The sequence below is a fragment of the Burkholderia mycopellens genome (assembly GCF_964265025.1).
Taxonomy (GTDB): Bacteria; Pseudomonadota; Gammaproteobacteria; order Burkholderiales; family Burkholderiaceae; genus Burkholderia.
The window spans coordinates 2694245-2719871 of sequence record NZ_OZ183802.1 but is presented as its reverse complement, the minus strand read 5'-3'; the positions used below and the strand labels follow the sequence as shown (position 1 = coordinate 2719871).

At 67.1% G+C, this 25627-nt stretch carries 17 protein-coding genes and 1 tRNA gene; 11 read left to right on the top strand and 7 right to left on the bottom strand.

Annotated features, from left to right (window positions below):
• Positions 1–6 precede the first annotated feature (6 nt).
• From hrpA to ACPTTC_RS12505, 5 genes are all read left to right on the top strand, one after another.
• A complete protein-coding gene (gene hrpA / locus ACPTTC_RS12525) occupies positions 7–4227 on the top strand; it encodes an ATP-dependent RNA helicase HrpA (protein WP_423392649.1) in 4221 nt (1406 codons plus the stop codon).
• A gap of 180 nt (positions 4228–4407) precedes the next feature.
• Positions 4408–5397, top strand: a complete 990-nt coding sequence (locus tag ACPTTC_RS12520) for a beta-propeller fold lactonase family protein (protein ID WP_423392648.1) — start codon at positions 4408–4410, stop codon at positions 5395–5397.
• 16 nt (positions 5398–5413) lie between these two features.
• Positions 5414–6388 carry a sterol desaturase family protein gene (locus ACPTTC_RS12515; RefSeq protein WP_046546076.1) on the top strand — a complete coding sequence of 325 codons (975 nt, stop codon included), beginning with the start codon at positions 5414–5416 and terminating at the stop codon, positions 6386–6388.
• A gap of 111 nt (positions 6389–6499) precedes the next feature.
• Entirely contained in the window at positions 6500–7327 is an 828-nt protein-coding gene (locus ACPTTC_RS12510; protein ID WP_175953564.1) for an EI24 domain-containing protein, read from the top strand.
• The gene (locus ACPTTC_RS12505) at positions 7324–8139 is read left to right on the top strand and encodes a competence/damage-inducible protein A (protein ID WP_175969420.1); all 816 of its coding nucleotides are present in this window, start codon (positions 7324–7326) and stop codon (positions 8137–8139) included. The genes ACPTTC_RS12510 and ACPTTC_RS12505 overlap by 4 nt, the downstream gene beginning before the upstream one ends.
• 115 nt (positions 8140–8254) lie before the next feature.
• Here ACPTTC_RS12505 and ACPTTC_RS12500 read toward each other — a convergent pair whose 3' ends face one another.
• Positions 8255–8719 (bottom strand): rhodanese-like domain-containing protein, encoded by a 465-nt coding sequence (locus ACPTTC_RS12500; protein WP_423392647.1) that lies wholly within the window; start codon positions 8717–8719, stop codon positions 8255–8257.
• Positions 8720–9123: 404 nt separating this feature from the next.
• Here ACPTTC_RS12500 and glnA point away from each other — a divergent pair, with 404 nt between their 5' ends.
• From glnA to ACPTTC_RS12480, 4 genes are all read left to right on the top strand, one after another.
• Positions 9124–10539 carry a type I glutamate--ammonia ligase gene (gene glnA, locus ACPTTC_RS12495; RefSeq protein ID WP_175953558.1) on the top strand — a complete coding sequence of 472 codons (1416 nt, stop codon included), beginning with the start codon at positions 9124–9126 and terminating at the stop codon, positions 10537–10539.
• Positions 10540–10703: 164 nt separating this feature from the next.
• Positions 10704–11846 (top strand): nitrogen regulation protein NR(II), encoded by a 1143-nt coding sequence (glnL, locus tag ACPTTC_RS12490; RefSeq protein ID WP_226196599.1) that lies wholly within the window; start codon positions 10704–10706, stop codon positions 11844–11846.
• Positions 11847–11892: 46 nt separating this feature from the next.
• Complete coding sequence (gene ntrC, locus ACPTTC_RS12485) at positions 11893–13407, top strand: nitrogen regulation protein NR(I) (protein WP_423392646.1); 1515 nt, start codon at positions 11893–11895, stop codon at positions 13405–13407.
• Between the two features lie 89 nt (positions 13408–13496).
• The gene (locus tag ACPTTC_RS12480; protein ID WP_423392645.1) at positions 13497–15611 is read left to right on the top strand and encodes a prolyl oligopeptidase family serine peptidase; all 2115 of its coding nucleotides are present in this window, start codon (positions 13497–13499) and stop codon (positions 15609–15611) included.
• Between the two features lie 23 nt (positions 15612–15634).
• Here the strand turns inward: ACPTTC_RS12480 and xth are convergent, their stop codons facing one another.
• Positions 15635–16411, bottom strand: a complete 777-nt coding sequence (gene xth / locus ACPTTC_RS12475) for an exodeoxyribonuclease III (protein ID WP_175953552.1) — start codon at positions 16409–16411, stop codon at positions 15635–15637.
• Positions 16412–16594: 183 nt separating this feature from the next.
• Between xth and ACPTTC_RS12470 the strand changes: the two genes are divergently transcribed.
• A tRNA-Met gene (locus ACPTTC_RS12470) sits at positions 16595–16671 on the top strand.
• Positions 16672–16768: 97 nt separating this feature from the next.
• On the opposite strand, the gene ACPTTC_RS12465 is transcribed toward ACPTTC_RS12470, so the two are convergent.
• Complete coding sequence (locus tag ACPTTC_RS12465) at positions 16769–17461, bottom strand: aspartate/glutamate racemase family protein (protein WP_423392644.1); 693 nt, start codon at positions 17459–17461, stop codon at positions 16769–16771.
• A gap of 137 nt (positions 17462–17598) precedes the next feature.
• On the opposite strand from ACPTTC_RS12465, the gene dinB reads away from it, so the two are divergent.
• Positions 17599–18762 (top strand): DNA polymerase IV, encoded by a 1164-nt coding sequence (gene dinB, locus ACPTTC_RS12460; RefSeq protein ID WP_423392643.1) that lies wholly within the window; start codon positions 17599–17601, stop codon positions 18760–18762.
• 60 nt (positions 18763–18822) lie between these two features.
• Here the strand turns inward: dinB and ACPTTC_RS12455 are convergent, their stop codons facing one another.
• The 4 genes from ACPTTC_RS12455 to fixL all read right to left on the bottom strand — a co-directional run bounded on the left by ACPTTC_RS12455 (position 18823) and on the right by fixL (position 25393).
• Positions 18823–20910, bottom strand: a complete 2088-nt coding sequence (locus ACPTTC_RS12455) for a M3 family metallopeptidase (protein WP_175953546.1) — start codon at positions 20908–20910, stop codon at positions 18823–18825.
• A 243-nt stretch (positions 20911–21153) separates the two neighbouring features.
• Positions 21154–22014: a bifunctional methylenetetrahydrofolate dehydrogenase/methenyltetrahydrofolate cyclohydrolase FolD gene (folD, locus tag ACPTTC_RS12450; protein WP_226196616.1), complete on the bottom strand. Its 861-nt coding sequence runs from the start codon at positions 22012–22014 to the stop codon at positions 21154–21156.
• Between the two features lie 227 nt (positions 22015–22241).
• Positions 22242–22880, bottom strand: a complete 639-nt coding sequence (gene fixJ / locus ACPTTC_RS12445; RefSeq protein WP_006493245.1) for an oxygen response regulator transcription factor FixJ — start codon at positions 22878–22880, stop codon at positions 22242–22244.
• Positions 22877–25393 carry an oxygen sensor histidine kinase FixL gene (fixL, locus tag ACPTTC_RS12440; protein WP_175953542.1) on the bottom strand — a complete coding sequence of 839 codons (2517 nt, stop codon included), beginning with the start codon at positions 25391–25393 and terminating at the stop codon, positions 22877–22879. The genes fixJ and fixL overlap by 4 nt, the downstream gene beginning before the upstream one ends.
• Positions 25394–25627: the final 234 nt, after the last annotated feature.

The following is a 25627-nucleotide window of genomic DNA, read 5'->3' as shown; positions in this document are numbered from 1 at the left end:
GCCCCCATGTCGAATGTACCTAAAAGTCCCGCGCCGACGCGGGCCAAAGCGCCGTCGGCCCGGCACCCGGATGGTGCGGCCGATGCACGCCAGCAGCAGGGCCAGCAGCAGGGCCAGCCGCCGCGCCGGCCGCAGCAACAGCAGGCGGGCCAGCCTGCGCAAGCGCCGCGCGGTCCGCGCGGCGACGAATCGCGCGGCGACGCGCGCCAGCCGGCCGCGAAGGACGCGTCCGCTGCGACGGGCGAGCGCGCGCCGCGCCGCGAGCGTGCGCCGCGCGCCGTCGTCGCACCGAACCCGGTCCCGCCGATCACGTACCCCGAAAGCCTGCCCGTGTCGGGCAAGCGCGACGAAATCGCGCGCGCGATCGCCGGTCATCAGGTTGTCATCGTCTGCGGCGAAACCGGTTCGGGCAAGACCACGCAGCTGCCGAAGATTTGTCTCGATCTCGGTCGCGGCCTCGGCGCCGGCGGCACGGGCCTGATCGGCCATACGCAGCCGCGCCGCCTCGCCGCGTCGTCCACCGGCCGCCGGATCGCCGAGGAGCTCGGCACGCCGTTCGGCGAAGTGGTCGGCTACAAGGTGCGCTTTACCGACAACCTCGCGCCGGGCGCGTCCGTGAAGCTGATGACGGACGGGATCCTGCTCGCCGAGACGCAGACCGACCCGTTGCTGAAGGCATATGACACGCTGATCATCGACGAGGCGCACGAGCGCAGCCTGAACATCGACTTCCTGCTCGGCTACCTGAAGGAAATCCTGCCGAGGCGGCCGGACCTGAAGCTGATCGTCACGTCCGCGACGATCGACGCCGATCGCTTCGCGCGCCATTTCGGCACCGACGAGCGTCCCGCGCCCGTGATCGAGGTGAGCGGGCGGCTGTATCCGGTCGAGATGCGCTACCGGCCCGTGGCCGAGGATCGCCCGGCCGTGAAGAACGCCGAGGGCACGGCCGGCCGCGACCGCGTGAAGACCGCGCGCGAAGCCGAACGCGACCTGATGGACGCGATCGTCGACGCCGTCGACGAGCTGTGCCGCGAAGGCCCCGGCGACGTGCTGGTGTTCCTGCCCGGCGAGCGCGAGATCCGCGAGGCGGCCGAGGCGCTGCGCAAGCACCACCCGCCGCACACCGAGATCCTGCCGCTGTTCGCGCGGCTCTCGGCGGCCGACCAGGACAAGGTGTTCAAGGCGTCGAACGCGCGCCGGATCGTGCTCGCGACCAACGTGGCCGAGACGTCGCTGACGGTGCCGGGCATCCGCTACGTCGTCGATACGGGCCTCGCGCGCGTGAAACGCTATTCGTACCGGAACAAGGTCGAGCAGCTGCAGGTCGAGTCGATCTCGCAGGCAGCCGCGAACCAGCGCGCGGGCCGCTGCGGCCGCGTGGCCGACGGCGTCTGCATCCGCTTGTACGAGGAAAGCGATTACCAGGCGCGCGCGCGCTTCACCGATCCGGAAATCCTGCGCTCGTCGCTCGCGTCGGTGATCCTGCGGATGAAGTCGCTGCACCTGACGGCGATCGAATCGTTCCCGTTCCTCGAACCGCCGCCCGGCCGCGCGATCGCGGACGGCTACCAGTTGCTCAACGAGCTCGGCGCGGTCGACGACGACAACGCGCTGACGCCGCTCGGCCGCGAACTCGCGCGGCTGCCGCTCGACCCGCGCGTCGGCCGGATGATTCTTGCCGCGCGCGACCAGCAGTCGCTGCGCGAGGTGCTGATCATCGCGAGCGCGCTGTCCGTGCAGGACCCGCGCGACCGCCCGATCGAAGCGCAGGAGCAAGCCGACCAGGCGCACCGCCGGTTTGCCGATGAACGTTCCGAATTCCTGCAGTGGCTGAAGATCTGGGCGTGGTTCGAAGAGGCCGTCGCGCACAAGAAGTCGAACCGCCAGCTGGTCGACGCGTGCCGGCAGAACTTCCTGTCGCACCTGCGGCTGCGCGAGTGGCGCGACGTCCATTCGCAGCTGTTGACCGTCGTGCGCGAGCACGGCTGGCGGCTGAACGAAGTCGAGGCGACCTACGAACAGATCCATCTGGCGCTGTTGACGGGCCTGCTCGGCAACCTCGGCCTGAAGGCCGACGACGATCCGCACTATCTCGGCGCGCGCGGGATCAAGTTCTACCTGTGGCCGGGCTCCGTGCTCGCGAAGAAGGCCGGCCGCTGGGTGATGGCGGCCGAGCTCGTCGAGACGAGCCGACTGTACGCGCGCTGCCTTGCGAAGATCGAGCCCGAATGGGTCGAGAAGATCGGTGCGCACCTGCTGAAGAAGTCGCTGTCGGAGCCGCACTGGGAAAAGCGCCCGGCGCAGGTCAGCGCGTACGAGCGCGCGACGCTGTACGGGCTGCCGATTTATCACCGCCGGCGCGTCGCGTTCGGCAAGCAGGATCCGTCGCGTGCGCGCGAGCTGTTCATCCGCGGCGCGCTGGTCGAAGGCGAGTTCGACACGAAGCTCGCGTTCTTCGCGCACAACCGCAAGCTGCTCGCCGACATCGAGCAGCTCGAGCACAAGTCGCGCCGGCAGGACGTGCTGGTCGACGACGAGCTGATCTACGCGTTCTATGACCAGGCGATTCCGGAGGGCATTCACACGGGCGCCGCGTTCGAGCGCTGGTATCGCGACGAGGTGAAGCAGGGCGGCCAGCCCGAGGACAAGCTGCGGCTGCTGTACCTGTCGCGCGACGACCTGATGCGCCACGAGGCGGCCGGCGTGACGACCGAGCTGTTCCCGAAGCGCGCGACGATGGCCGGCGTCGAGATGGCGCTCACGTACCACTTCGAGCCCGGCACGCCGCGCGACGGCGTGACGCTCGCGGTGCCGCTGTATGCGCTGAACCAGGTCGACGCGCGCCGCTGCGAGTGGCTCGTGCCCGGGATGCTGAAGGAAAAGGTGCAGTTGCTGCTGAAGTCGCTGCCGCAGAAGCTGCGCCGGCATTGCGTGCCGCTGCCTGAATACGCGGCCGGCTTCGTCGAGCGGATGGGCCGCGAGCGCTTCGGTGCGGGCGGGCTGGTCGAGGCGCTGATCGCCGACGTGCGCGGCGAGACGCAGGTCGCGATGAAAACGGCCGACTTCAAGCTCGAGACGCTGCCCGCGCACCTGTTCATGAACTTCAAGGTGATCGACGAGCACGGCCGCCAGCTCGCGATGGGGCGCAATCTCGCGCAGCTTCGCCAGGAGCTCGGCGCGCAGGCGCAGCAGCAGTTCCAGAAGATCGCGGCGGCGTCGACGATCGCGGCCGGCGGCGATGCCGATGACGGCCAGGCCATGGGCCAGGCGCCGGCGACGGCTGCCGCGACCGGTACCGCCGCCCGCAACGCGAAGGCCGGCAAGGGCGCGGTGCCGCAGACGGCCGCTGCGGCGGAAGCCGGCGCGACGGCGCTGTACGAGAACCTGACGACGTGGAATTTCGGCAAGCTGCCCGAGCTGCTGGAGATTCGCCGGCGCGGCCAGACGCTGTACGGCTACCCGGCGCTCGTCGATCGCGGCACGCATTGCGACGTCGAAGTGTTCGATTCGCCGGAGGAGGCCGCGCGCATCCATCGGGCCGGCCTGCGGCGGCTGTTCGCGCTGCAGCTGAAGGAGCCGATCAAGTTCCTCGAGAAGAACCTGCCGGGCCTGCGCGAGATGGCGATGCAGTACATGTCGCTCGGCACGCAGGACGAGCTGCGCGACCAGCTGATCGACACGGCGCTCGACCGCGCGTGCCTGCAGGACCCGCTGCCCGACGACGACGCGAGCTTCCACGCGCGCCGCGACGAGGGCCGGAGCCGCCTGAACCTGCTCGCGCAGGAAATCGCGCGGCTGGTCGGGCAGATCCTGGCCGAATACGCGGGGCTCCTGAAGAAGCTCGCGCAGGCGAAGCCGTTCGCGCAGGCGCATGCGGACCTGCAGCAGCAGCTCGCCGCGCTGGTCGGCAAGCGCTTCGTGATCGATACGCCCTACGCGCAACTGGCGCACTTCCCGCGCTACCTGAAGGGCATCGCGCTGCGGATCGACAAGCTGAAGGCCGATCCGGCGCGCGACGCGAAGCAGTCGGCCGACCTGTTGCCGCTCGCCCAGCAGTACCAGCGCGCGGTGTCGCAGCGCGGCGGCGTCGCCGATTCGCGGCTCGCGGAATTCCGCTGGTTGCTCGAGGAACTGCGGATTTCGCTGTTCGCGCAGGAACTGCGCACGCCGATGCCTGTCTCTGTCAAGCGTCTGCACAAGGTCTGGGAGTCGATGCAGCGCTAGCGCAACATCGACTGCCCGGGCCCGCACCGGCGGCTGGCCCCGGTCGGCCGCGCGGCGCCTGCCGCGCCGGCCGACCGGGCCGCCGCGGCGTGCGTCGAAGTGGCGCAATGCCGGCTTCGGTCAACCGGCCGGGCCGGTTGAACGTTTTACAATGACGGTTGTTCCACGACGTGAGTCTTCATGCGCACTTTCCTTTCCCTCGGCCGCACGCTCGCGCTGGCCGCCGCCGTGCTGGCGCCCGCCGCCCACGCGAATAACGTGATCATTCTCAATTCGGCCGAAGCGACGCTGTCCCTGATCGACCAGCAGACCCGCCAGGTCGTCGGCACGATGCCAACCGGCAAGGAACCGCATCACCTGATGATCACGCCCGACAATTCGTCGCTGATCGTCGCGAATTCGGTCTCGAACAGCCTGATGTTCCTCGATCCGAAGACGGGCAAGCTGCAGCGCACCGTCGAAGGGATCGACGATCCTTACCAACTTGGCTTCTCGCCCGACCGCAAGTGGTTCGCGGCGGCGGGCCTGCGCCTCGACCGCGTCGACATCTACGGCTACGACGGCCGCGACCTGAAGCTCGTGAAGCGCGTGCCGCTCGAGGTGATGCCGAGCCACCTCGCGTTCACGAAGGACAGCAAGACCTTGCTCGTATCGCTGCAGGTCTCCGGCGAGATCGCGGCGATCGACCTGCCGACGCAGACGGTCAAATGGAAGATGAAGGTCGGCAAGGTGCCGGCCGGCCTGTGGCTCACGCCGGACGACAAGTACCTGCTCGTCGGGATGACGGGCTCGGATTACGTCGCGGTGGTCGACTGGCGCAACCAGAAGGTCGTCAAGCAGATCGTCACGGGCAAGGGCGCGCACAACTTCCGTTCGCTCGCCGACGGCACGCATGTCGCGGTGACGAACCGGGTCGCGAACACGATCAGCATCATCGACGAGAACACGCTCACCAACGTCGGCGACATCACCGGCCTGCTGCCGGGCCCGGACGACATGGAACTGTCCGCCGACAAGAAGACGCTGTGGGTGACGTTCCGCTTCGCGAAGAAGGTCGGGATCATCGACCTGCCGTCGCGCAAGCTGGTGCAGACGATTTCCGTCGGCCGCTCGCCGCACGGCATCTATTTCTACGACCGCGCGCCGTGGCGCGCCGCGAACGGCGCGTGACGGGCGAGGGGGAACGATGCTGCACCTGATCGATGCATTCGTATCGGACATCCAGACCTGGCTGTACGTCGACGTCGTGCAGCCGCTCCTCTTCAAGTTCAACCTGATGGACTATGACGAGGACACCTACGACGCGCTGTACTGGGTGATCGTCGGCGCGCTGCAGATGGTCCTGATGTTCGTGCTGCTGCGCCCGCTCGAGGCGCTGCTGCCCGTCGAGCGCTGGACGAACCGCCGTGCCGTGCGGGTCGACGTGATCTACACGGCGATCGCGAAGCTCGGCATCTACTCGCTGTTCTTCTTCTTCGCGCTGCAACCGCTGTTCGACAACTTCCAGGCGTGGCTGCGCCTGCACGGCGTTGCGAACCTCAACCTCGACTACCTGTGGCCGGGCGTGACCTCGAAGCCGATCGTCACGTTCGCGATCTATCTCGTCGTGCTCGATTTCGCCGGCTACTGGTATCACCGCTGGCAGCACAAGTTCGGCATCTGGTGGGAGCTGCACGCGGTGCATCACAGCCAGCGCCAGATGTCGCTGTGGTGCGACGACCGCAACCACGTGCTCGACGACGTGATCCAGTCGTGCTTCTTCGCGGCGATCGCGCTCGTGATCGGCGTGACGCCGTCGCAGTTCGTCGTGCTGACCGCGTTCACGAACTTCATGCAGAGCATTCAGCACACGAATGCGCGGCTGCCGTTCGGCTGGCTCGGCGAGCGCCTGTTCGTGAGCCCGATCTTCCACCGCCGCCACCACGCGGTCGGCTATGGCCACGAAGGCACGAAGTACGGCTGCAACTTCGGCGTGCTGTTCCCGTGGTGGGACATGATGTTCGGCACCGCGTCGTGGAACCGCACGGTCGAGCCGACCGGCATCCGCGACCAGGTCGAAGGCGTGTCCTACGGCGAAGGCTTCTGGGCGCAGCACGGCCTCGCGTTCGTGCGGATCTTCCGGCGCCTGTTCCCCGCCAAGCGCGGCGCGGCGTCGGCCTGATCCGGCCATTTTCACGTTGAGCGGCTCTCCCACGCGGCCCGCATGTGCTTTGGCGCATGCGGGCCGCGTGGTTTATCCTTTCCCCGTTTTTCTCCGTCGATACAGGCTGGCATGAACGACTTGCTGCGTTCCTTCGTCCGGGCATTGGCGAGCGCACTGCATCCGCGCATGCTCTGGCTCACCCTGATGCCGTTTCTCGTCTCGGCCGTCCTGTGGGGCGTCGTGCTGTGGTTCTCGTGGCAGACGCTGCTGGATCTCGCACGCGGCGCGCTCGACGGCTTCGTGCTGACGGCCATGCTGTACCGCGCGTTCGACGCGATCGGCATGTCGCAGCTGCACGCGGTCGTTGCGCCGTTCGTGGTCGTGTCGCTCGCGATTCCGCTCATCGTGCTGACCGTGCTGCTGCTGATCGCGACGATCTCGATGCCGGTCGTGATCAAGCACCTGTCGAACCGGCAGTTCGCCGCGCTCGAGCCGAAGCGGGGCGGCACCTTCTTCGGCAGCGTGTTCAATTCGCTGGGGGCGGCGCTGGCCGGCGTCGTCGTGCTGGTCGTCACGATCCCGCTGTGGCTGATTCCGCCGTTCTTCGCGCTGCTGCCGCCGGTGATCTGGGGCTGGCTCACGTACCGCGTGATGACCTACGACGCGCTCGCGCTGCACGCGAGCCGCGACGAGCGCCGGGCGCTCGTGCGGCAGCACCGCTGGCCGCTGATCGGCATCGGCGTCGCGACCGGGCTGCTCGGCACCGTGCCGACCTTCGTATGGGTATCGTCGGTCTGGATGATGGTGCTGTTCCCGTTCGTCGCGGCGGCCATGATCTGGGTTTACGCTTTCATCCTCGTCTTCTCGGCGCTGTGGTTCGGGCATTACTGCCTGCGCGCGCTGGAGGACCTGCGTGCGAGTTCGCGCGCCACCGCAATCGACATGGGGCAGGCATGAGCATCGGCATCATCATCATCGGCGACGAAATCCTTTCGGGCCGCCGGCAGGACAAGCATCTGGCGAAGGTCATCGAGTTGCTCGGCGCGCGCGGCCTCACGCTCGACTGGGCCGAATACGTCGGCGACGATCCGGCGCGCATCACGGCGACCCTCGCACGCGCGATCGCGTCGGGCGACATCGTGTTCTCGACGGGCGGCATCGGCGCGACGCCGGACGACCACACGCGCCAGTGCGCGGCCGCCGCGCTCGGCGTGCCGCTCGAGCTGCATCCGGAAGCGAAGGTGCTGATTTCGGAACGGATCCGCGAAACGCACACCGATCCGGCCACGCCGGTCGACTTCGATTCGCCGGAGAACCAGCACCGCTTCAACATGGGTGTGTTCCCGGCGGGTGCGACGATCATCCCGAACGGCTACAACCGGATTCCCGGCTTCTCGGTCGGCGACCTGCACTTCGTGCCGGGCTTCCCGGTGATGGCGTGGCCGATGATCGAATGGGTGCTCGATACGAAGTACGCGCACCTGCATCACGCGACGCCGCACGCGGAGCGCTCGCTGTACGTGTTCGAACTGCCGGAATCGACGCTCACGCCGCTGATGGAGCGCATCGAGCGCGATTTCCCGGGCGTGCGCGTGTTCAGCCTGCCGAGCGTCGGCGATGCGGAGCGCGGCGGGATCTATGCACGCCGTCACATCGACCTCGGCGTGAAGGGCGAGCCGGAAGCGGTCGCGGCTGCCTACGTGAAGCTGCGCGAAGGCGTGCACCTGCTCGGCGGCGACGTCGTCGAACCCGATACGCCGCGCGCCTGAGCGCCTCCTCAATCAGCCGTACAAAAGCCACGGGCCGCGCAACGCGGCCCGTCATCGGCATGTCATCGCCCGGCTCGACGATGGGGTTGTCGTCACCGGCGGGAGCGGCGTGCCGTCAGGCGCCGATCCACGGCAGTTTCCGGAAGCACCAGCCGTCGACCGTCTTGCGGTGGCCTTCGGCGTCCTTTGCGCCCTCGAAGCCTTCGAGCAGATCGAACGCCTTCGTGAAGCCGGCTTGCGCGGAGGCGACCGCGGCGAGCTTCGAGCGCGCAGCGCTGCGGCACAGGAACAGGATGGGCGTATCGGCCGGGAGGGCCGCCTTCAGTTCGTTGACGAATTCGGCGTTCGGCACGCCGCCCGGGTAGCGCGTCCATTCGAGATGCAGGTACTGACCGTCGCCGACGAGCGGGCGGCCGATCCAGTCGAGTTCGGCGCGGGTGCGCACGTCGACGAGGCGCGCCGACGGATCGAGCTGCAGCAGTTCGAAGGCCTCGGCCGGCAGCAGCGCCCCGGCGTAGTTGAGCGCGGCTTGTGCGCGGCGTTCGTCGGCCTTCGCGTAAAGCTGGTCGAGCGTACTCATGGCAGGGAGTCTCCTATCGGTCAAACGAACATTCTAGCGCGGCGTCGCGGCACGGATGTCCGTGGCGGTACGGTGCGCGCGCCTCACACGCGTTCACCAAATAAGTGCAGAATGGCACGCATGCACCAGAATGATTCGGTTGGCGCGGCACGTTGCAACGATTGCACCATCACGGTGCCTTCGGTTGGCAGGCGGGGCGAAGCCGAGCCCCGGAATTGCGCAGCCCAGCCCCGTCGCGACGAGCGCCGGCGCGATTCGCGCCAATCTTGCGCATAGGTGGCACGGAAGCTGCTTTATAGGATTCGGTCGAATCGGGGCGCGCTGCGCCAAAGCAAGATCCCGATCAGCTCGATAAACGAGGCGGTTCCCAGTCCGCCGGAATTGTTCAATCAGGAGAAGAGGTTATGAGTAAAACCGTCGCCGACGTCATGCAGCTCGTGAAGGACGAGGACGTCAAGTTTGTCGATTTCCGCTTCACGGATACGCGCGGCAAGGAACAGCACGTGTCGGTGCCGGTTTCGGCGTTTGACGAAGACAAGTTCGAAAGCGGCCATGCATTCGACGGCTCGTCGATCGCGGGCTGGAAGGGCATCGAGGCGTCGGACATGCTGCTCATGCCGGATCCGAACGCCGCATTCGTCGACCCGTTCTATGAAGAGTCGACCCTGGTCCTGACCTGCGACGTGGTCGAGCCGGCCGACGGCAAGGGCTACGAGCGCGATCCGCGTTCGCTCGCGAAGCGCGGCGAAGCGTACCTGAAGAGCACGGGCATCGGCGACACGGCGTACTTCGGTCCGGAGCCGGAATTCTTCATTTTCGACTCGGTCCAGTGGAACACGGACATGTCGGGCTGCTTCGTGAAGATCAACTCGGAAGAAGCACCGTGGTCGGCAGGCAAGGAATTCGAAGGCGGCAACACGGGCCACCGTCCGGGCACGAAGGGCGGCTACTTCCCGGTCGCGCCGGTCGACACGTTCCAGGACATCCGTTCGGAAATGTGCCTGCTGCTCGAACAGCTCGGCATCCCGGTCGAAGTGCACCACCACGAAGTGGCGGGCCAGGGCCAGAACGAAATCGGCACGAAGTTCTCGACGCTCGTGCAGCGCGCCGACTGGACGCAATGGTCGAAGTACATCATCCATAACGTCGCGCACTCGTACGGCAAGACGGCGACGTTCATGCCGAAGCCGGTCGTCGGCGACAACGGTTCGGGCATGCACGTTCACCAGTCGATCTGGAAGGACGGCCAGAACCTGTTCGCGGGCAACGGCTACGCCGGCCTGTCGGAACTGGCGCTGTTCTACATCGGCGGCATCATCAAGCACGCCCGTGCGCTGAACGCGATCACGAACCCGACGACGAACTCGTACAAGCGTCTGGTCCCGCACTTCGAGGCACCGGTCAAGCTGGCCTACTCGGCGCGCAACCGTTCGGCATCGATCCGCATTCCGCACGTGTCGAACCCGAAGGGTCGCCGCATCGAAACGCGCTTCCCGGATCCGATGGCGAACCCGTACCTGTGCTTCACGGCGCTGATGATGGCCGGCCTCGACGGGATCCAGAACAAGATCCATCCGGGCGAAGCAGCGGACAAGAACCTGTACGACCTGCCGCCGGAAGAAGATGCAAAGATCCCGACCGTGTGCGCGGGCCTCGACCAGGCGCTCGAAGCACTCGACAAGGATCGCGAGTTCCTGACGCGCGGCGGCGTGTTCACGGACGGCATGCTGGACGCGTACCTTGCGCTGAAGGAGCAGGAGCTGGCGAAGTTCCGCATGACGACGCACCCGATCGAGTTCGAGATGTACTACTCGCTCTAATCGGCGATGGATGGCGCTTCGATTCAGCGCCGTCATGCCGGTTCGTTCCCGTCGCGCGGCCTGCGGCGGGAACGGCGGAGTCTGAAAGGGGCGGCGTCCAGCCGTCCCTTTTTTGTTCCGGTGATTTTCCTTTTCTGGCCCGTAGAGGCGCGACAAGCACGCAGATGGTTCTGAAGAATCTGATCAAGGCGAAAACGGGGCAGCCCGAGCGACTGACGGACGACGATCGGCTCGCACGCTCGGGCCTGCTGGCGGGGCTGGAAGCGCTGCCGACGGTCGTGATCGTGCTCGACCGCAAGACGCTGCGGATCGCGTTCGCGAACCCGTCTGCCGAGGCGATGCTCGACATTTCGCGCCGGCAGCTCGCGCAGCGGCCGTGGGGCGAGATTTTTCCGAATGCGAACGAGCTTGCGTCGACGATCACCGCGATCGGCGAGGAACGCTTTCACGCGACGCACCTCGATACCGTGCTCGACCGGCCCGGCCGCGAACCGCTGCATGTGCATGCGATCGTCGGCTTCCTCGAGACCGCGCCCGATTTCGTGCTCGTCGAGTTGTTCGAGAACGAGCGGCAGTCGCGCACCGATCGCGAGGAGCGCATCCACGACCTGACCGCGGTCAACAAGCAACTGATCCGCAACCTCGCGCACGAGATCAAGAACCCGCTCGGCGGCATCCGCGGCGCGGCCCAACTGCTCGAATTCGAGCTCGGCGAGCGCGAGCGCGGCGAGTTGCGCGAATACACGCAGGTGATCATCAAGGAGTCCGATCGCCTGCAGACGCTCGTCGACCGGTTGCTGGAGCCGCACCGGCATCCGCACATCGTCGGCGACGTGAACATCCATGAAGTATGCGAACGCGTGCGCGCGGTGATGCTCGCGGAATTCCCGCGCGGGCTCACGATCGAGCGCGACTACGACGTGAGTGTGCCGGACCTGCGTGGCGACAAGGAGCAACTGATCCAGGCGCTGCTGAACATCGTGCGCAACGCCGCGCAGGCGCTGCGCGAACGGATCGCGCAGGGCGACGCGAAGATCGAGCTGCGCACGCGCATCGCGCGCAAGGTGACGATCGCGAAGCGCCTGTACCGGCTGGCACTGGACTTGCACGTGATCGACAACGGGCCCGGCATTCCGGAGGAAATCCGCGACCGGATCTTCTACCCGCTCGTATCCGGGCGCGACGACGGCAGCGGTCTCGGCCTGACGCTCGCGCAGACGTTCGTGCAGCAGCACGACGGGATGATCGAGGTCGAAAGCCGGCCCGGACGTACCGAATTTCAGATCCTGCTGCCGCTCGACCATTGAGCGGCGGCATGGCGATTCACCAGATTCACCAATATCTGACCGACCTATGAAGCCGATCTGGATAGTAGACGACGACCAATCGATCCGCTGGGTGCTCGAAAAAGCGCTCGCCCGCGACAGCTTCGCGACGAAGAGCTTCGCGAACGTGCGTGATGCGCTGGCCGCGCTCGACCACGAGACACCGCAGGTGCTCGTATCCGACATCCGGATGCCGGGCGGCTCGGGCCTCGAGTTGCTGCAGGCGATGCACGAGCGCCTGCCGGGCCTGCCCGTCATCATCATGACGGCGTTCTCCGATCTCGACAGCGCGGTTGCGGCGTTCCAGGGCGGCGCGTTCGAATATCTCGCGAAGCCGTTCGACGTCGACAAGGCGGTCGAGCTGATCCGCCGCGCGGTCGAGGAAAGCCTGCGCGGCGGCGCGCCGCTGGACGAGCGCGTGGCCGAGGCGCCCGAGATGCTCGGCCAGGCGCCCGCGATGCAGGACATGTTCCGCGCGATCGGCCGCCTGTCGCACTCGGCCGCGACCGTGCTGATCACCGGCGAATCGGGCACCGGCAAGGAGCTCGTCGCGCGTGCGCTGCACCGTCACAGCCCGCGTGCGAACGGGCCGTTCATCGCGCTGAACACCGCGGCGATTCCGAAGGACCTGCTCGAATCCGAGCTGTTCGGCCATGAGCGCGGCGCGTTCACCGGCGCGCAGACGACGCGGCAGGGCCGCTTCGAGCAGGCCGAGAACGGCACGCTGTTCCTCGACGAAATCGGCGACATGCCGTTCGACCTTCAGACGCGCCTGTTGCGCGTGCTGTCGGACGGGCAGTTCTATCGGGTCGGCGGGCACAACCCGCTGCGCGCGAACGTGCGCGTGATCGCCGCGACGCACCAGAATCTCGAGTCGCGCGTGCGGCAGGGGCTGTTCCGCGAGGATCTTTACCACCGGCTCAACGTGATCCGGCTGCGCTTGCCGCCGCTGCGCGAACGCAGCGAGGACATCGCGCTGCTCACGCGCCACTTCCTGCAGAAGAGCGCACGCGATCTCGGCGTCGAGCCGAAGCGCGTGTCCGACGAAGCGTTGGCTTACCTCACGTCGCTGGCGTTTCCCGGCAACGTGCGCCAGCTCGAGAATCTCGCGAACTGGCTGACGGTGATGGCGCCCGCGCAAACGGTCGAGATCAAGGACCTGCCGCCCGACCTCGTGCCGGCCGGTGCGCCGGTGGCCGCGTCGGGCGACGGTGTGGAGGCGCACGTCGGTGGCGATACGGCGTTCTCGCCGCCGGCGATCGGTGCGGCACCGGCGGTGCCAGCGCCTGTCACGTCGGCGCCGAACGGCAGCGCGCCGGCCGGCTATCCGTTGTGGGAGCATGGCCTGCGCACCGAGGTTGCACGATTGTTGCGCGAGAACTCGGCCGACGTGATGGACGAACTCGCACGCCGCTTCGAGGCGGCCGTGATTCGCGAGGCGCTCGACTTCACGCGTGGCCGCAAGGTCGAAGCCGCGGAACGGCTCGGCATCGGCCGCAACACGATCACGCGCAAGATCCAGGAACTCCATCTGGAGCCCTGAGCACGATTTGCGGCATGCGCGGGCATCGCGCATGCCGCGATCGGACATAATCGCGGTTTGCACGCAGCTTGCCATTCCGCCCATCCGCAATGTCCGATTCCTTCCGCTGGCCCGCCGGGGCCGACCCGTTCCGTTTCCTCGAAGCCCTCGACAGCAAGCGCGCCCGCACGTGGGTCGACGAGCAGAATGCGCGCACGCGCGCCGCGCTGCGTGACGACGACGCCTATCGCGCGCTGACGGCGCGCCTTGCCAAAGCGTACCTGCCGCGCGAGCGCCCGGTGATTCCGACCCGCTGGCGCGACTGGGCCTACGACCTGTGGCAGGACGATCTCCATCCGAAAGGGCTGTGGCGCCGCACGCGCTGGGACGACTGGCGCGCGGGAAAACCGGCGTGGGAAACGCTGCTCGACGTCGACGCGCTCGGTGTGGAGGAGGGCGAGTCGTGGGTGTTCGAGCAGGACTCGATCCTGTATCCGGACGGCGATCGCGCACTGCTGTCGCTGTCGCCGGGCGGCGCCGACGCGGTCGTCGTGCGCGAATTCGATCTCGTCGAACGGCGTTTCGTCGACGGCGGCTTCACGATCGACGAGCCGGGGCATCACACGGTCGGCTGGATCGACCGCGATACCGTCTACGTAAGCTGGGATCGCGGCGAAGCGCATGCGACCGCGGCCGGTTATCCGTATGAAGCGCGGCGCTGGGTGCGCGGCACCGCGCTTGCCGATGCGCCCGTCGTGTTCCGTGGCGAACCCGACGACATCAGCGCGGGTGCGGGCTTCGATCCAATCGACAACCGCCACGTCGCGTGGCGCAGCGTCGATTTCTTCGATGCCCATGCGTACCGGCTGACCGAGACGGGCGAGTGGGCGCGCTACGACGTACCGCCCCATGTCGAGGTCGGGTTCTGGGAAGGCTGGCTCGTGCTGGAGCCGCGTCTCGACTGGGATTGCGACGGCGTGCGCCATGCGGGCGGTTCGCTGCTCGCGATCCGCGAGCAGGCGTTCCTGGCCGGGTCGCGCGAATTCACGACGCTGTTCGCGCCACAACCGTCGACGTCCGCGTGCACGTGGACGAACACGCGCACGACGCTGATCGCGAGCTGGCTCGACGACGTGCACAACCGCACGATGCTGTGGCAGCCGAGCCAGGCCGACGACGGCACGTGGACGTGGGATGCCCGGCCGTTCGAGTGGCCGGGGCCGGGCGATGCGCAGATCGACGTCGAGCCCGTCGAAGCGACGCTGAACGACGAGATTTACGTGGACGTCGATACCTATCTCGATCCGCCCGAATGCTGGCTGGCCGATCTTGCCGATCGCGCGGACGATGCGCCGTCGCGCCGCGTGCTGCTCGACCGGCCGCCGGTGCAGTTCGACGCGGCCGGGCTCGTCGTGCGCCGCGCGAGCGCGCGTTCGCGAGATGGCACGACGGTGCCGTACACGCTGATCGGGCCGCGCGATGCACTCGACGTGGCCGACGGCGCTGCCCGCGTTGCGCGGCCGTGCCTGCTGTCGGGCTATGGCGGTTTTGCGATCCCGAACCTGCCGGGCTACAGCGATGCGTTCGGTATCGGATGGCTCGAGCGCGGCGGCGTGATGGCGTTCGCGCACATCCGTGGCGGCGGCGAGTTCGGGCCGCGCTGGCACGTCGATGCGCAGCGCGAACATCGCCAGCGTTCGTTCGACGATTTCATCGCGGTGGCCGAGGATCTGGCCGCGACCGGCGTGACGACCGCCGCGCAGCTCGGCATCGAGGGGGGCAGCAACGGCGGATTGCTGGTCGCCGCGTGCATGGTGCAGCGGCCGGAGCTGTTCGGCGCGGTGCTCTGCCGCGTGCCGCTGCTCGACATGCGGCGCTATCCGAAGCTGCATGCGGGCGCCGCATGGCTCGACGAATACGGCGATCCGGACGATCCGCACGAAGGCGCGGCGCTGGCCGCGTACTCGCCGTATCACCGCGTGCGTGACGGCGTCGCGTATCCGCCGTTACTGCTGACGACGTCGACGCGCGACGACCGCGTGCATCCCGCGCATGCGCGCAAGATGGCGGCGCGCATGCATGCGCTCGGTCATGAACGGGTGTGGTACTGGGAGAACACCGACGGCGGCCACGGCAGCGCCGACGATCTGGAACGCGCGGAAGCCGATGCGGCGGAATTCGGATTCCTGTGGGCCCATCTCGGGCCGGCGCCCGCACGGCGCTGAACGCGCGCGGGCTGCCCGAGCGATCAGCCGACGACCGCGACGACGGGCGTGTGGTCGGACGGCTGTTCCCACGTGCGCGGCGTGCGATCGACTTCGCACGACGTGCAGGTTTCCGCGAGCGCCGGCGACAGCAGCACGTGGTCGATGCGCAGCCCCGCGTTGCGACGGAACGCCATCATCCGGTAGTCCCACCACGTGAAGGTCTTCTCCGGCTGTTCGAAGCGGCGGAACGCATCGACGAAGCCGAGCTCGATCAGTTGCGCGAAGTGTGCGCGTTCCTGCGGCGACACGAGGTTCTGGCCTTCCCATTTCGCGGGGTCGTGCACGTCGCGGTCTTCCGGCGCGATGTTGTAGTCGCCGAGCAGCGCGAGCTTCGGGTAGCGCTGCAGCTCGGTGCGCAGCCATGCCTGCAGCGCGTCGAGCCATTGCATCTTGTAGACGAACTTGTCGGAGTCGGGCGCCTGGCCGTTCGGGAAATACGCGGACACGATGCGCACGCCGTCGATCGTCGCGGCAATCACGCGCTGCTGCGGATCGTCGAAGCCGGGGATGTTGCGCACCACGTCCGACTCGTCGAACGGCAGCGTGTCGCGCGCGAGGATCGCGACGCCGTTGTAGGTTTTCTGGCCCGTGAACCAGCTGCGGTAGCCGGCCGCCTCGAGGTCGGCGCGCGGGAATTTCTCGTCCGGCAGCTTCAGTTCCTGCAGGCACAGCACGTCGGTTCCGCTTTGCGCGAGCCAGTCGAGCACATGCTGCTTGCGGACGTTGAGCGAGTTGACGTTCCAGGTGGCGATTTTCATGAACGGGAGTGTGCGTGCGGGGTGAATGCGAAGGCCGCCATCTTACCGCGAGCACGCGGCGCGAACGCGCGCATCGTGCGGGGCGGGGGAGGGGCCGCGCGCGGCTGTTTCGATGGACCGAGAAGAAATTGTGACAAAAGTATTGACGTGAGTACTCCCTCACCCTATAATTTATTTCTCTGACGCGGGGTGGAGCAGTCTGGCAGCTCGTCGGGCTCATAACCCGAAGGTCGTAGGTTCAAATCCTACCCCCGCAACCAAGCACACCAGACGATGTGCAGCGCATATGACCGATGCGCGCTTCGTCGACAAGAACCCGGCCTCGTGCCGGGTTTTTTGTTTTCTGCGCGGCTGTGATCAGCGCGCCGCCCACTCGACCGCCGCCTTCGCGTGCAGCGCGGTCGTATCGAACACCGGCAGCGGCGAGTCGTTCGCGCCGATCAGCAGCGTGATTTCCGTGCAGCCGAGGATCACGGCCTGCGCGCCGCGCCGGGCCAGTTCCTCGATGATCGTCACGTACGTCGCGCGCGATTCCGGCGAGATGATGCCGTGGCACAGTTCGTCGTAGATGATCCGGTGCACGTCGTCGCGCCCGCGTTCGTCCGGCACGAGCACGTCCAGCCCAAATTTGCCGCGCAGCCGTTCAGCATAGAACGGCAACTCCATCGTGTAGCGCGTGCCCAGCAGCGCGACGTGCTCGACGCCGGCATCGCGCAGCGCGTCGCCGGTCGGATCGGCGATATGCAGGAACGGCAGCGTCACCGCGGCTTCGATCGCATCACATACGCGATGCATCGTATTGGTGGTCAGCACGACGAGATCGGCGCCGGCCGCTTCGAGCTGCCGCGCGGCGCCGGCCATCCGTTCGCCGAGCGCGGCCCAGTCGCGCGTGCGCTGCAGCGCTTCGATCTCGGCGAAATCGACCGTGACCAGCACGCTCTTCGCGTTGTGGTGCCCGCCGTGCAGCGCCTTCGAATGCCGATTGATCATCCGGTAGTACTCGGCCGACGATTCCCAGCTCATCCCGCCGATCAGTCCGATCGTCTTCATCTGTCACCTTTGCGTTTCATGTATTGCGGCAGACGAGTATAGGCGCCGCTGTCCGCGCCCGGCCGGTACGATCCGCGCAAAGCGGGCCGGTACGGCGCCGCCTGGCGAGGCCGCACGAGACAGTTGAAAGCAGCACTGTGTTTTTGTACAGTATCGGCACCGTGAACCCGACCATCATTCCGCCCGCCGACCCGCACGTGCCGCCGCCGGGCGACGCGCTGCCGCGCATGCGCAAGATCATTCACTGCGACTGCGACTGCTTCTACGCGTCGGTCGAGATGCGCGACGACCCGTCGCTGCGCAACCGGCCGCTCGCGGTCGGCGGCCGGCCCGACCAGCGGGGCGTGATCGCGACCTGCAACTACGAGGCGCGGCGCTACGGCGTGCATTCGGCGATGTCGTCGGCGCTGGCGATGCGCAAGTGCCCGGACCTGCTGATCCTGCCGTCCGCGATGGACAAGTATCGCGCGGCGTCGCGGCAGATCATGGCGATCTATCGCGACTACACGCCCGATGTCGAGCCGCTGTCGCTCGACGAGGCGTACCTCGATGTCAGCGGGTCGGAGCGGTGCCAGGGCAGTGCGACGCTGATTGCACGGGAGATCCGCCAGCGCGTGTTCGACACGGTCGGCGTGACCGTGTCGGCCGGGGTCGCGCCGAACAAGTTCATCGCGAAGATCGCGTCCGACTGGAACAAGCCAGACGGGCTGTTCGTCGTGCGGCCGCACGAGATCGACGCGTTCGTCGCGGCGCTGCCGGTGCGCAAGCTGCACGGCGTCGGCAAGGTGACGGCCACGCGGCTCGACCGGCTCGGCATCCAGACCTGCGCGCAGTTGCGCGACTGGCCGCTGATCGACCTGCATCGCGAATTCGGCGCGTTTGGGCGGCGGTTGTACGAACTGTCGCGCGGGATCGACGAGCGGCGTGTGCAGGCCGACCAGGAGCGCAAGTCGGTCAGCGTCGAGACGACCTACGTGACCGACCTGACGACGCTTGAGCAGTGCGCGGCGGAAATCCGCCGCCTCGTCGTGCAACTCGACGCGCGGATCGAACGGGCGGGCGCCGCGCGGTCGATCCGCAAGCTTTACGTGAAGATCCGCTTCGCCGATTTCCAGCGCACGACGGTCGAGTGCGTGGCCGATGCGACGAACGCGGACACGGCGGTCACGCTACTCGCGAAGGGGCTGCAACGGCGTGCGCAGGCGGTGCGCTTGCTCGGCGTGGGCGTGCGGATCGACGAGGATACGGCCGAGCGCCACGGGCAATTCTCGCTGTTCGACGATGAATCGCCCGCGCCATGAAAAAAGGCACCGCCGAAGCGGTGCCTTGGTTTGCCTGCAGCCGAACAGGCCGGGCGGCGCTCAGTGCGCGGGCGCAGCCATCCCGTTGTGGCGCAGCAGCGCATCGATCTGCGGCTCGCGGCCGCGGAACGCCTTGAACGAATCCATCGCCGGGCGGCTGCCGCCGACCTCGAGGATTTCGCGGCGATAGCGCGTGCCGGTCGCCGCGTCGAGCACGCTGCCACTCGCGGCGGCCGCTTCCTCGAACGCTGCGTACGCATCGGCCGACAGCACCTCGGCCCACTTGTAGCTGTAGTAGCCGGCCGCGTAGCCGCCCGCGAAGATGTGGCTGAACGTGTTCGGCCAGCGCGAGAACGGAGCTTGCGGGATCACGTGATAGCGTTCGTTGATCTCGCGCGCGAATGCGGTCACGTCGGTGGCGCCCGCGGGGTCGAAGTCGACGTGCAGCAGCATGTCGAACATCGAGAATACGATCTGGCGCAGCGTGCCGAGCCCGCTCTGGAAGTTCTTTGCCGCGATCATCTTGTCGAACAGCTCGCGCGGCAGCGCGGCGCCTGTGTCGACGTGCGACGACATCGACGACAGCACGTCCCATTCCCAGCAGAAGTTTTCCATGAACTGCGACGGCAACTCGACGGCATCCCATTCGACACCGTTGATGCCCGACACGCCGAGTTCGTCGACACGCGTGAGCATGTGGTGCAGCCCGTGGCCGAATTCATGGAACAGCGTGATGACTTCGTCGTGCGTGAAGCAGGCGGGCTTGCCGCCGACCGGCGCCGAGAAGTTGCAGGTGAGATAGGCGACCGGCGTCTGCACGCTGCTGCCGCGCTTCGCGCGCGAACGCGCATCGTCCATCCATGCGCCGCCGCGCTTGCCTTCGCGCGCGTACAGGTCGAGATAGAACTGCGCGACGAGCGAGCCGTCGCGGTTCTCGACGCGGAAGAAACGCACGTCCTTGTGCCACACCGGCGCGTCGTCCGGCTTGATCCGCACGCCGAACAGCGTCTCGGTGACGGTGAACAGGCCCTTCAGCGCGGCCGGCTCGGGGAAGTACTGCTTGACCTCGTTTTCCGAGAACGCGTAGCGCTGCTGGCGCAGTTTCTCGGCCGCGAATGCGACGTCCCACGGCGCGAGTTCGGCGAGGCCGAGTTCCTTCGCGGCGAACGTGCGCAGCTCGTCCCAGTCCTTGTCCGCGTGCGGGCGTGCGCGCGTCGCGAGATCCTCGAGGAACGCGATTACCTGCTGCGGCGATTCGGCCATCTTCGGCGCGAGCGACACTTCGGCGAAGTTGCGGTAGCCGAGCATCAGCGCCTCTTCGCGGCGCAGCTTCAGCGCATCGGCGACGATCGCCGTGTTGTCCCATTCGGCCTTGCCGTCGCCGTACTGCGGCCCGAGTTCCGACGCGCGCGTCGCATAGGCGCGGTAGAGCGTCTCGCGCAGTGCGCGGTTGTCGGCGTATTGCAGCACCGGGAAGTACGACGGGAAGTGCAGCGTGAATTTCCAGCCTTCCTTGGCATCCTTTTGCGCGGCTTCGCGGGCGGCCTCGATCGCGTCGCCGGGCAGGCCGGCCAGGTCGGCTTCGTCCTGCACGAAATACGCGTACGCGTTGGTTGCGTCGAGCACGTGATCGGAGAATGCCTTCGACAGTGCGGCCTGCTGTTCCTGCAGTTCGGCGAAGCGCGGTTTCTGGTCCTCGGGCAGCTCGGCGCCCGACAGGCGGAAATCGCGCAGCGCGTTGTCGAGGATCTTCTTGCGTTCGGTGGACAGCGTCGCGTATTCGGCGCTCGCGGCGATCGCCTTGTACTTCTCGTACAGCGCGAGGTTCTGGCCGACGCTCGACCAGAATTCGGTCACGCGCGGCAGGTTCTCGCCGTAGGCGGCCCGCAGTTCGGGTGTATCGGCGACCGCGTTCAGGTGGCCGACGATGCCCCACGCGCGACCGAGCGGCTCCGTTGCGCGCTCGACCGTCTCGACGACTTCCGCCCAGGTTGCCGGCGTCGCGGCCGCGCTTGCCGTCTCGACCGCGCGGTTGGCGGCATCGAGCAGCGTGTCGAGCGCGGGCGTCACGTGTTCCGGGCGGATCTCGCCGAAGCGGGGCAGCCCCGAGAAATCGAGAAGCGGGTTGGTGTTGGCGCTGGCGGACATAAGACTCCCTGTCTGTTGCCGGATGAACCGGAGTGAAAAGGGTAAGGCGCGCAAGGCAACGCGGCGCCCGATATCGACATTATTGGGGCGCATCGCGCGCTTTCCAATCGTTAGTTTCTAACGATGCGATTGACGCGGGGTCGAATGCCGGGGGGAGGCGTCTGATGGCGCGGCCGACGCGGTGCGGTGCGGCCGGCGAGGCACCGGCGCGCGGAATCGCGCGCCGGCTGAACGGGCAGGCGCTCAGGCGGCCGCGTCGGCGGCGCGCTCGGCGGCTTCGATCGTGTTGATCAGCAGCATCGTGATGGTCATCGGGCCGACACCGCCCGGCACTGGCGTGATGTGACCGGCCACTTCCTTCACGCCCGCGAAATCGACGTCGCCGCACAGCTTGCCGGCGTCGTCGCGGTTCATGCCGACGTCGATCACCGTCGCGCCGGGCTTCACCATGTCGGCAGTGAGGATGTTGCGCTTGCCGACCGCGGCGACCACGACGTCGGCCTGCCGCGTGTGCGCGGCGAGGTCGCGCGTCTTGCTGTGGCAGATCGTCACGGTCGCGCCGGCGTCGAGCAGCATCATCGCCATCGGCTTGCCGACGATGTTCGAGCGGCCGATCACGACCGCGTTCGCGCCCTGCAGCGCAATGTCGTGTGCCTCGAACATCTTCATCACGCCGTACGGCGTGCACGGGCGGAACAGCGGCTTGCCGGTCATCAGCGCGCCGGCGTTCGCGACGTGGAAGCCGTCGACGTCCTTCTCCGGCGCGATCGCCTCGAGCACCTTGTGGCTGTCGATGTGCTTGGGCAGCGGCAGCTGGACGAGGATGCCGTGGATCTTCGGATCGCGGTTCAACTCGTCGATGCGCGCGAGCAGGTCGGCCTCCGACAGCGTGTCCGGGTACGCATCCTTCAGCGAGAAGAAGCCGTTGTCCTCGCACGCCTTGATCTTGTTGCGAACGTAGACTTCGCTCGCCGGGTTGGCGCCGACGAGGATCACCGCGAGACCGGGCTGGTGGCCGCGCGCGGTCAGGGCGGCGGCGCGTTCGGCGGCCTGTGCGCGCAGGGTCTTCGAAAGGGCGTTGCCGTCGATGAGGAGGGCTGTCATGGTGGTGGTCCTGCCGGGAAGTTGGAATGCGGTCGTGCGGCGCCCGAAGCGTCGCAGCAAAGCACGCGATTATACCGTTCGCCTGCTGCCGTCCGACAGCAAATCAACAGGAAGCGTCATGACCGCGGCGCTCGCGCGCCGGGAGGAACGGCCGCCGCCGCGCGAGTGGGCCGCATCGCGCGGGGCGGCCAGGCCGGACGGGCAGTGCCGCCGCGGCCCGCGAACGCTCAGGCCTGCTTCTTCGACAGCGCGAGGCGCAGCAGGTCGGCCACCGTGTTGACGTTGAGCTTTTCCATGATGTTCGCGCGGTGCGCTTCGACCGTCTTGATGCTGATGCCGAGATCGTCGGCGATCTGCTTGTTCAGGCGGCCCGCGATGATCCGTTCGAGCACCTGCTGCTCGCGCGCGGTCAGCTTCGACAGGCGTTCGCTCGCGGCACGCTGTTCCTGGACGCTCTTGCTTTCGCTTCGGGCCTTGTCGAGCATCCGCTCGACGAGCTTGCGCAGCTCGGCTTCGTCGAACGGTTTCTCGATAAAGTCCATCGCACCCTTTTTCATCGTCGAGACGGCCATCGGCACGTCGCCGTGACCCGTGACGAAGATGATCGGCAGCGCGGCATTGTCGGCGATCAGGCGCTCCTGCAGTTCGAGGCCGCTCATGCCCGACATCCGGACGTCGAGGATCAGGCACGCGATCTGGCCGGCCTGCTGGGCCGGCTGGTAGGCATCGAGGAATTGCTCGGCGCTCGAGAAGCATTGAACGCGATAGCCGTTCGCCTCCAGCAGCCAGCGCAGCGAGTCCCGTACGGCCTCGTCGTCGTCAACGACAAAGACGGTTTCCTGAGTGGTGGTGACAGGGCTATTCATAGTTCTCCCGTAACGGTATGTGATGCCGATGCCTCGCGCCCCCCTTGGCCGAGATCAGCGGGTTCCCCAATGGGCAAGCTGCAGTGGAACGTTGCGCCGGATATGCGGCCATCCGGCTCGACGTTGTTGACCACCCACAGACGCCCCCGATGCGATTCGATGATCGAACGGCAGATATTCAGCCCCATGCCCATGCCATCGGACTTGGTGCTGTAAAACGGTTCAAACAGGCGCTCGGCGGTCGCTTCGTCGACGCCCGGGCCCTGGTCGATCACGCGGATGTCGACGAAGCCCGCCTCGATGTCGGCGACGACGCGGATCACGCCGTCCGCCGACGCCGGCTTCACGTCGGCCATTGCTTCGGCCGCGTTCTTCATCAGGTTCACGAGCACCTGCTCGATCAGCACGGGGTCGACATAAATAATAGGCATTCTTGCGAGGATTTCCGTGACGATCCGGATCCTGCGCTTCCTCGCCTCGATTTCGGCGAGCCCGACCGCGTCGGCGACGATGTCGGCGACCCGCGCCGGCTGGCGCTTCGGCTCGCTGCGCTTCACGAATTCGCGGATCCGCTTGACGATCATCCCCGCGCGCAATGCCTGCTGCGCGGTCTTTTCCAGCGCGGGCTGCAGCGTCTCCGGCGTGCCGCGGCCGCTCTTCACGAGCGCGAGCGTGCCCGAGCAGTAGTTGTTGATCGCGGCGAGCGGCTGGTTCAATTCGTGAGCAATCGACGACGCCATTTCACCCATCGTCATCAATCGGCTCGTGAACTGCAGCTTCTCTTCCTGCTGGTGCGCGAGTTCCTGCGCCTTCTTGCGGGTCGTGATGTCGGTCGCGATCTGCATCTGCGCGAGGTGGCCGTCCACCCACTGGATGTATTGGCGGCGCACCTCGAACCACTTCTGGATGCTTTCGACGTACACCTCCTGCGCATCGGCGGTGCTGCTCGTCAGCGCGGCGGCCGGCAGGCCCGCGAACGCGTCGACCATGTCGATCGAGTCGGACGATGCCTGCGCGCGGTCGAAGCCGCCGCCCGACAGCTCGAGATGGCCGTCCGGGCGGATGCCGAACAGGTGGCGGTAGTAGCGGTTCGCGAACAGCAGCTCGGCCTCGTCGGCAGCCAGCACCGACACCGCGGCGTCGAGGCTTTCGAGCACCGTCGTGAAGCGCTCGTGCGCGGCCGCGAGTTCCTCGCGCGCGCGCTTCGGCTCGGTGATGTCGGTCATCGACGACATCCAGCCGGTCTGGCGTCCCGAGCTGTCGATCAGCGGCGACACGTACAGGCGCGCATGGAACAGCGTGCCGTTCTTGCGCCGCACGCGCAGCTCGAAGCCCGAGCTCGGCGCCTTGCCGCGCAGCGTCATGTCGAGCTGGCGCTGCATTTCCGGGTACGCGTCGCGCGGCCAGTACGGGAACGGCGCGACCTTGCCGACGAGGTCGGTTTCGTCCCAGCCCGTCATCCGGCAGAACGCGGGGTTCACGTGCGTGATGCGGCCGTGCATGTCGAGCACGCGCATGCCGATCAGCACCGAATTTTCCATCGCGCGGCGGAAGAACGCTTCCGCGTACAGCGCCTGCTGCGCCTCGAAGCGCTGGCGCGTGTGCTTCCACAGGCTCCAGAGGCTCCACAGTACGAAGCACGACAGGCCTGCGACGAGCCACACGAGCGTGTTGTTGGTCAGGTTCGTGAGCTGCGGGAATGCGTACACGCGCACGGTCAGCCCCTGGCCGGGCGGATCCAGCGGCAGGTCGTAGTGCGAGTCGCGCGGCAGGCGCGGGCGCGTCGACGTGGACGACAGTTCGCGGTTGTTCGCGTCGGTGATCGAGATCTTGTACTTCGACGACAGCTCCTGCGGGATATCGTGCTTCAGGATGCCTTCGACGGAGAACACCGCGGCGATCGAGCCGAGGTACTCGCGATCGCCGCGCATCACGGGCGTCTGCAGCGTGATGAAGCCGTTGCCGAAGTCGTCGTAGAGCAGCGGCGAATAGGCCTGGCGGCGCGTGCTGCGCGCCTCGTCGTAGGCGCCGCGCACGGCGTCCTGCATCTGCGCATCGCCGGGCTTCGCGAGCCGCTGGCCGAGCAGCGGCGGATGCACGGTCGGCCAGCGCTGCACGCCGGGCGTCGTGTACCAGTTCAGGTAGAGGATTTCCGGATGCGTTTGCATCACGTCCGCGACGGCCATCTGGAACGCGTTCTGATCGAGGCGGCCGGCTGCGAGATCGCGCGACAGCGCCTGGAGCTGTTCCTGCGCACCCGTCATCGACAGGCGAATCTGCTGCTGCGCCCACGCGACGTTACGGAAGAGGGTGTCTTCCTGCTGTTGCTGCTCGCGACGATTGAGGCTCCACAGGATGAGGCTCATCACCACCAGGAACACGAGGATCGACAGCAGTGGCGTCAGCAAATAGGAATTGGACCACCACGGTCCGTGGTGCCAACGGGACGGCTGCGACTCCGCCGGCGGGCCCGACGGTCGCGCCGAGCGTGCGAAAAGCCGATCGGTCAACATGGCAGGATTGTAGCGCAGCGCAATACATGGAAAACCTGTACCGGATATGTTGAACGGAAACGGATTTGTTCAGCGGAGACGCGCCGGAGAGCCCCGGAATATGGGTGCAGCGCAGCAATATTCCGCATTACGAGAAAAGATCTCACAATTCGAAAATTTTGTTGCGCACGCCCGCGCACGCTCATTACAATCCGTCGGAGCTTGCCCGCAGCCGGTCGCGTCGCGTCGTCTGCA

Excerpts from the sequence above, each read along its gene's own strand:
- glnL (WP_226196599.1), top strand. The coding sequence starts at position 10,704 with ATGGTTCTGAAGAATCTGATCAAGGCGAAAACGGGGCAGCCCGAGCGA.
- ACPTTC_RS12505 (WP_175969420.1), top strand. The coding sequence starts at position 7,324 with ATGAGCATCGGCATCATCATCATCGGCGACGAAATCCTTTCGGGCCGC.
- ACPTTC_RS12520 (WP_423392648.1), top strand. The coding sequence starts at position 4,408 with ATGCGCACTTTCCTTTCCCTCGGCCGCACGCTCGCGCTGGCCGCCGCC.
- xth (WP_175953552.1), bottom strand. The coding sequence starts at position 16,411 with ATGAAAATCGCCACCTGGAACGTCAACTCGCTCAACGTCCGCAAGCAG.
- ntrC (WP_423392646.1), top strand. The coding sequence starts at position 11,893 with ATGAAGCCGATCTGGATAGTAGACGACGACCAATCGATCCGCTGGGTG.
- ACPTTC_RS12500 (WP_423392647.1), bottom strand. The coding sequence starts at position 8,719 with ATGAGTACGCTCGACCAGCTTTACGCGAAGGCCGACGAACGCCGCGCA.
- ACPTTC_RS12455 (WP_175953546.1), bottom strand. The coding sequence starts at position 20,910 with ATGTCCGCCAGCGCCAACACCAACCCGCTTCTCGATTTCTCGGGGCTG.
- glnA (WP_175953558.1), top strand. The coding sequence starts at position 9,124 with ATGAGTAAAACCGTCGCCGACGTCATGCAGCTCGTGAAGGACGAGGAC.
- ACPTTC_RS12465 (WP_423392644.1), bottom strand. The coding sequence starts at position 17,461 with ATGAAGACGATCGGACTGATCGGCGGGATGAGCTGGGAATCGTCGGCC.
- hrpA (WP_423392649.1), top strand. The coding sequence starts at position 7 with ATGTCGAATGTACCTAAAAGTCCCGCGCCGACGCGGGCCAAAGCGCCG.
- folD (WP_226196616.1), bottom strand. The coding sequence starts at position 22,014 with ATGACAGCCCTCCTCATCGACGGCAACGCCCTTTCGAAGACCCTGCGC.
- ACPTTC_RS12510 (WP_175953564.1), top strand. The coding sequence starts at position 6,500 with ATGAACGACTTGCTGCGTTCCTTCGTCCGGGCATTGGCGAGCGCACTG.
- fixL (WP_175953542.1), bottom strand. The coding sequence starts at position 25,393 with ATGTTGACCGATCGGCTTTTCGCACGCTCGGCGCGACCGTCGGGCCCG.
- fixJ (WP_006493245.1), bottom strand. The coding sequence starts at position 22,880 with ATGAATAGCCCTGTCACCACCACTCAGGAAACCGTCTTTGTCGTTGAC.
- ACPTTC_RS12515 (WP_046546076.1), top strand. The coding sequence starts at position 5,414 with ATGCTGCACCTGATCGATGCATTCGTATCGGACATCCAGACCTGGCTG.
- ACPTTC_RS12480 (WP_423392645.1), top strand. The coding sequence starts at position 13,497 with ATGTCCGATTCCTTCCGCTGGCCCGCCGGGGCCGACCCGTTCCGTTTC.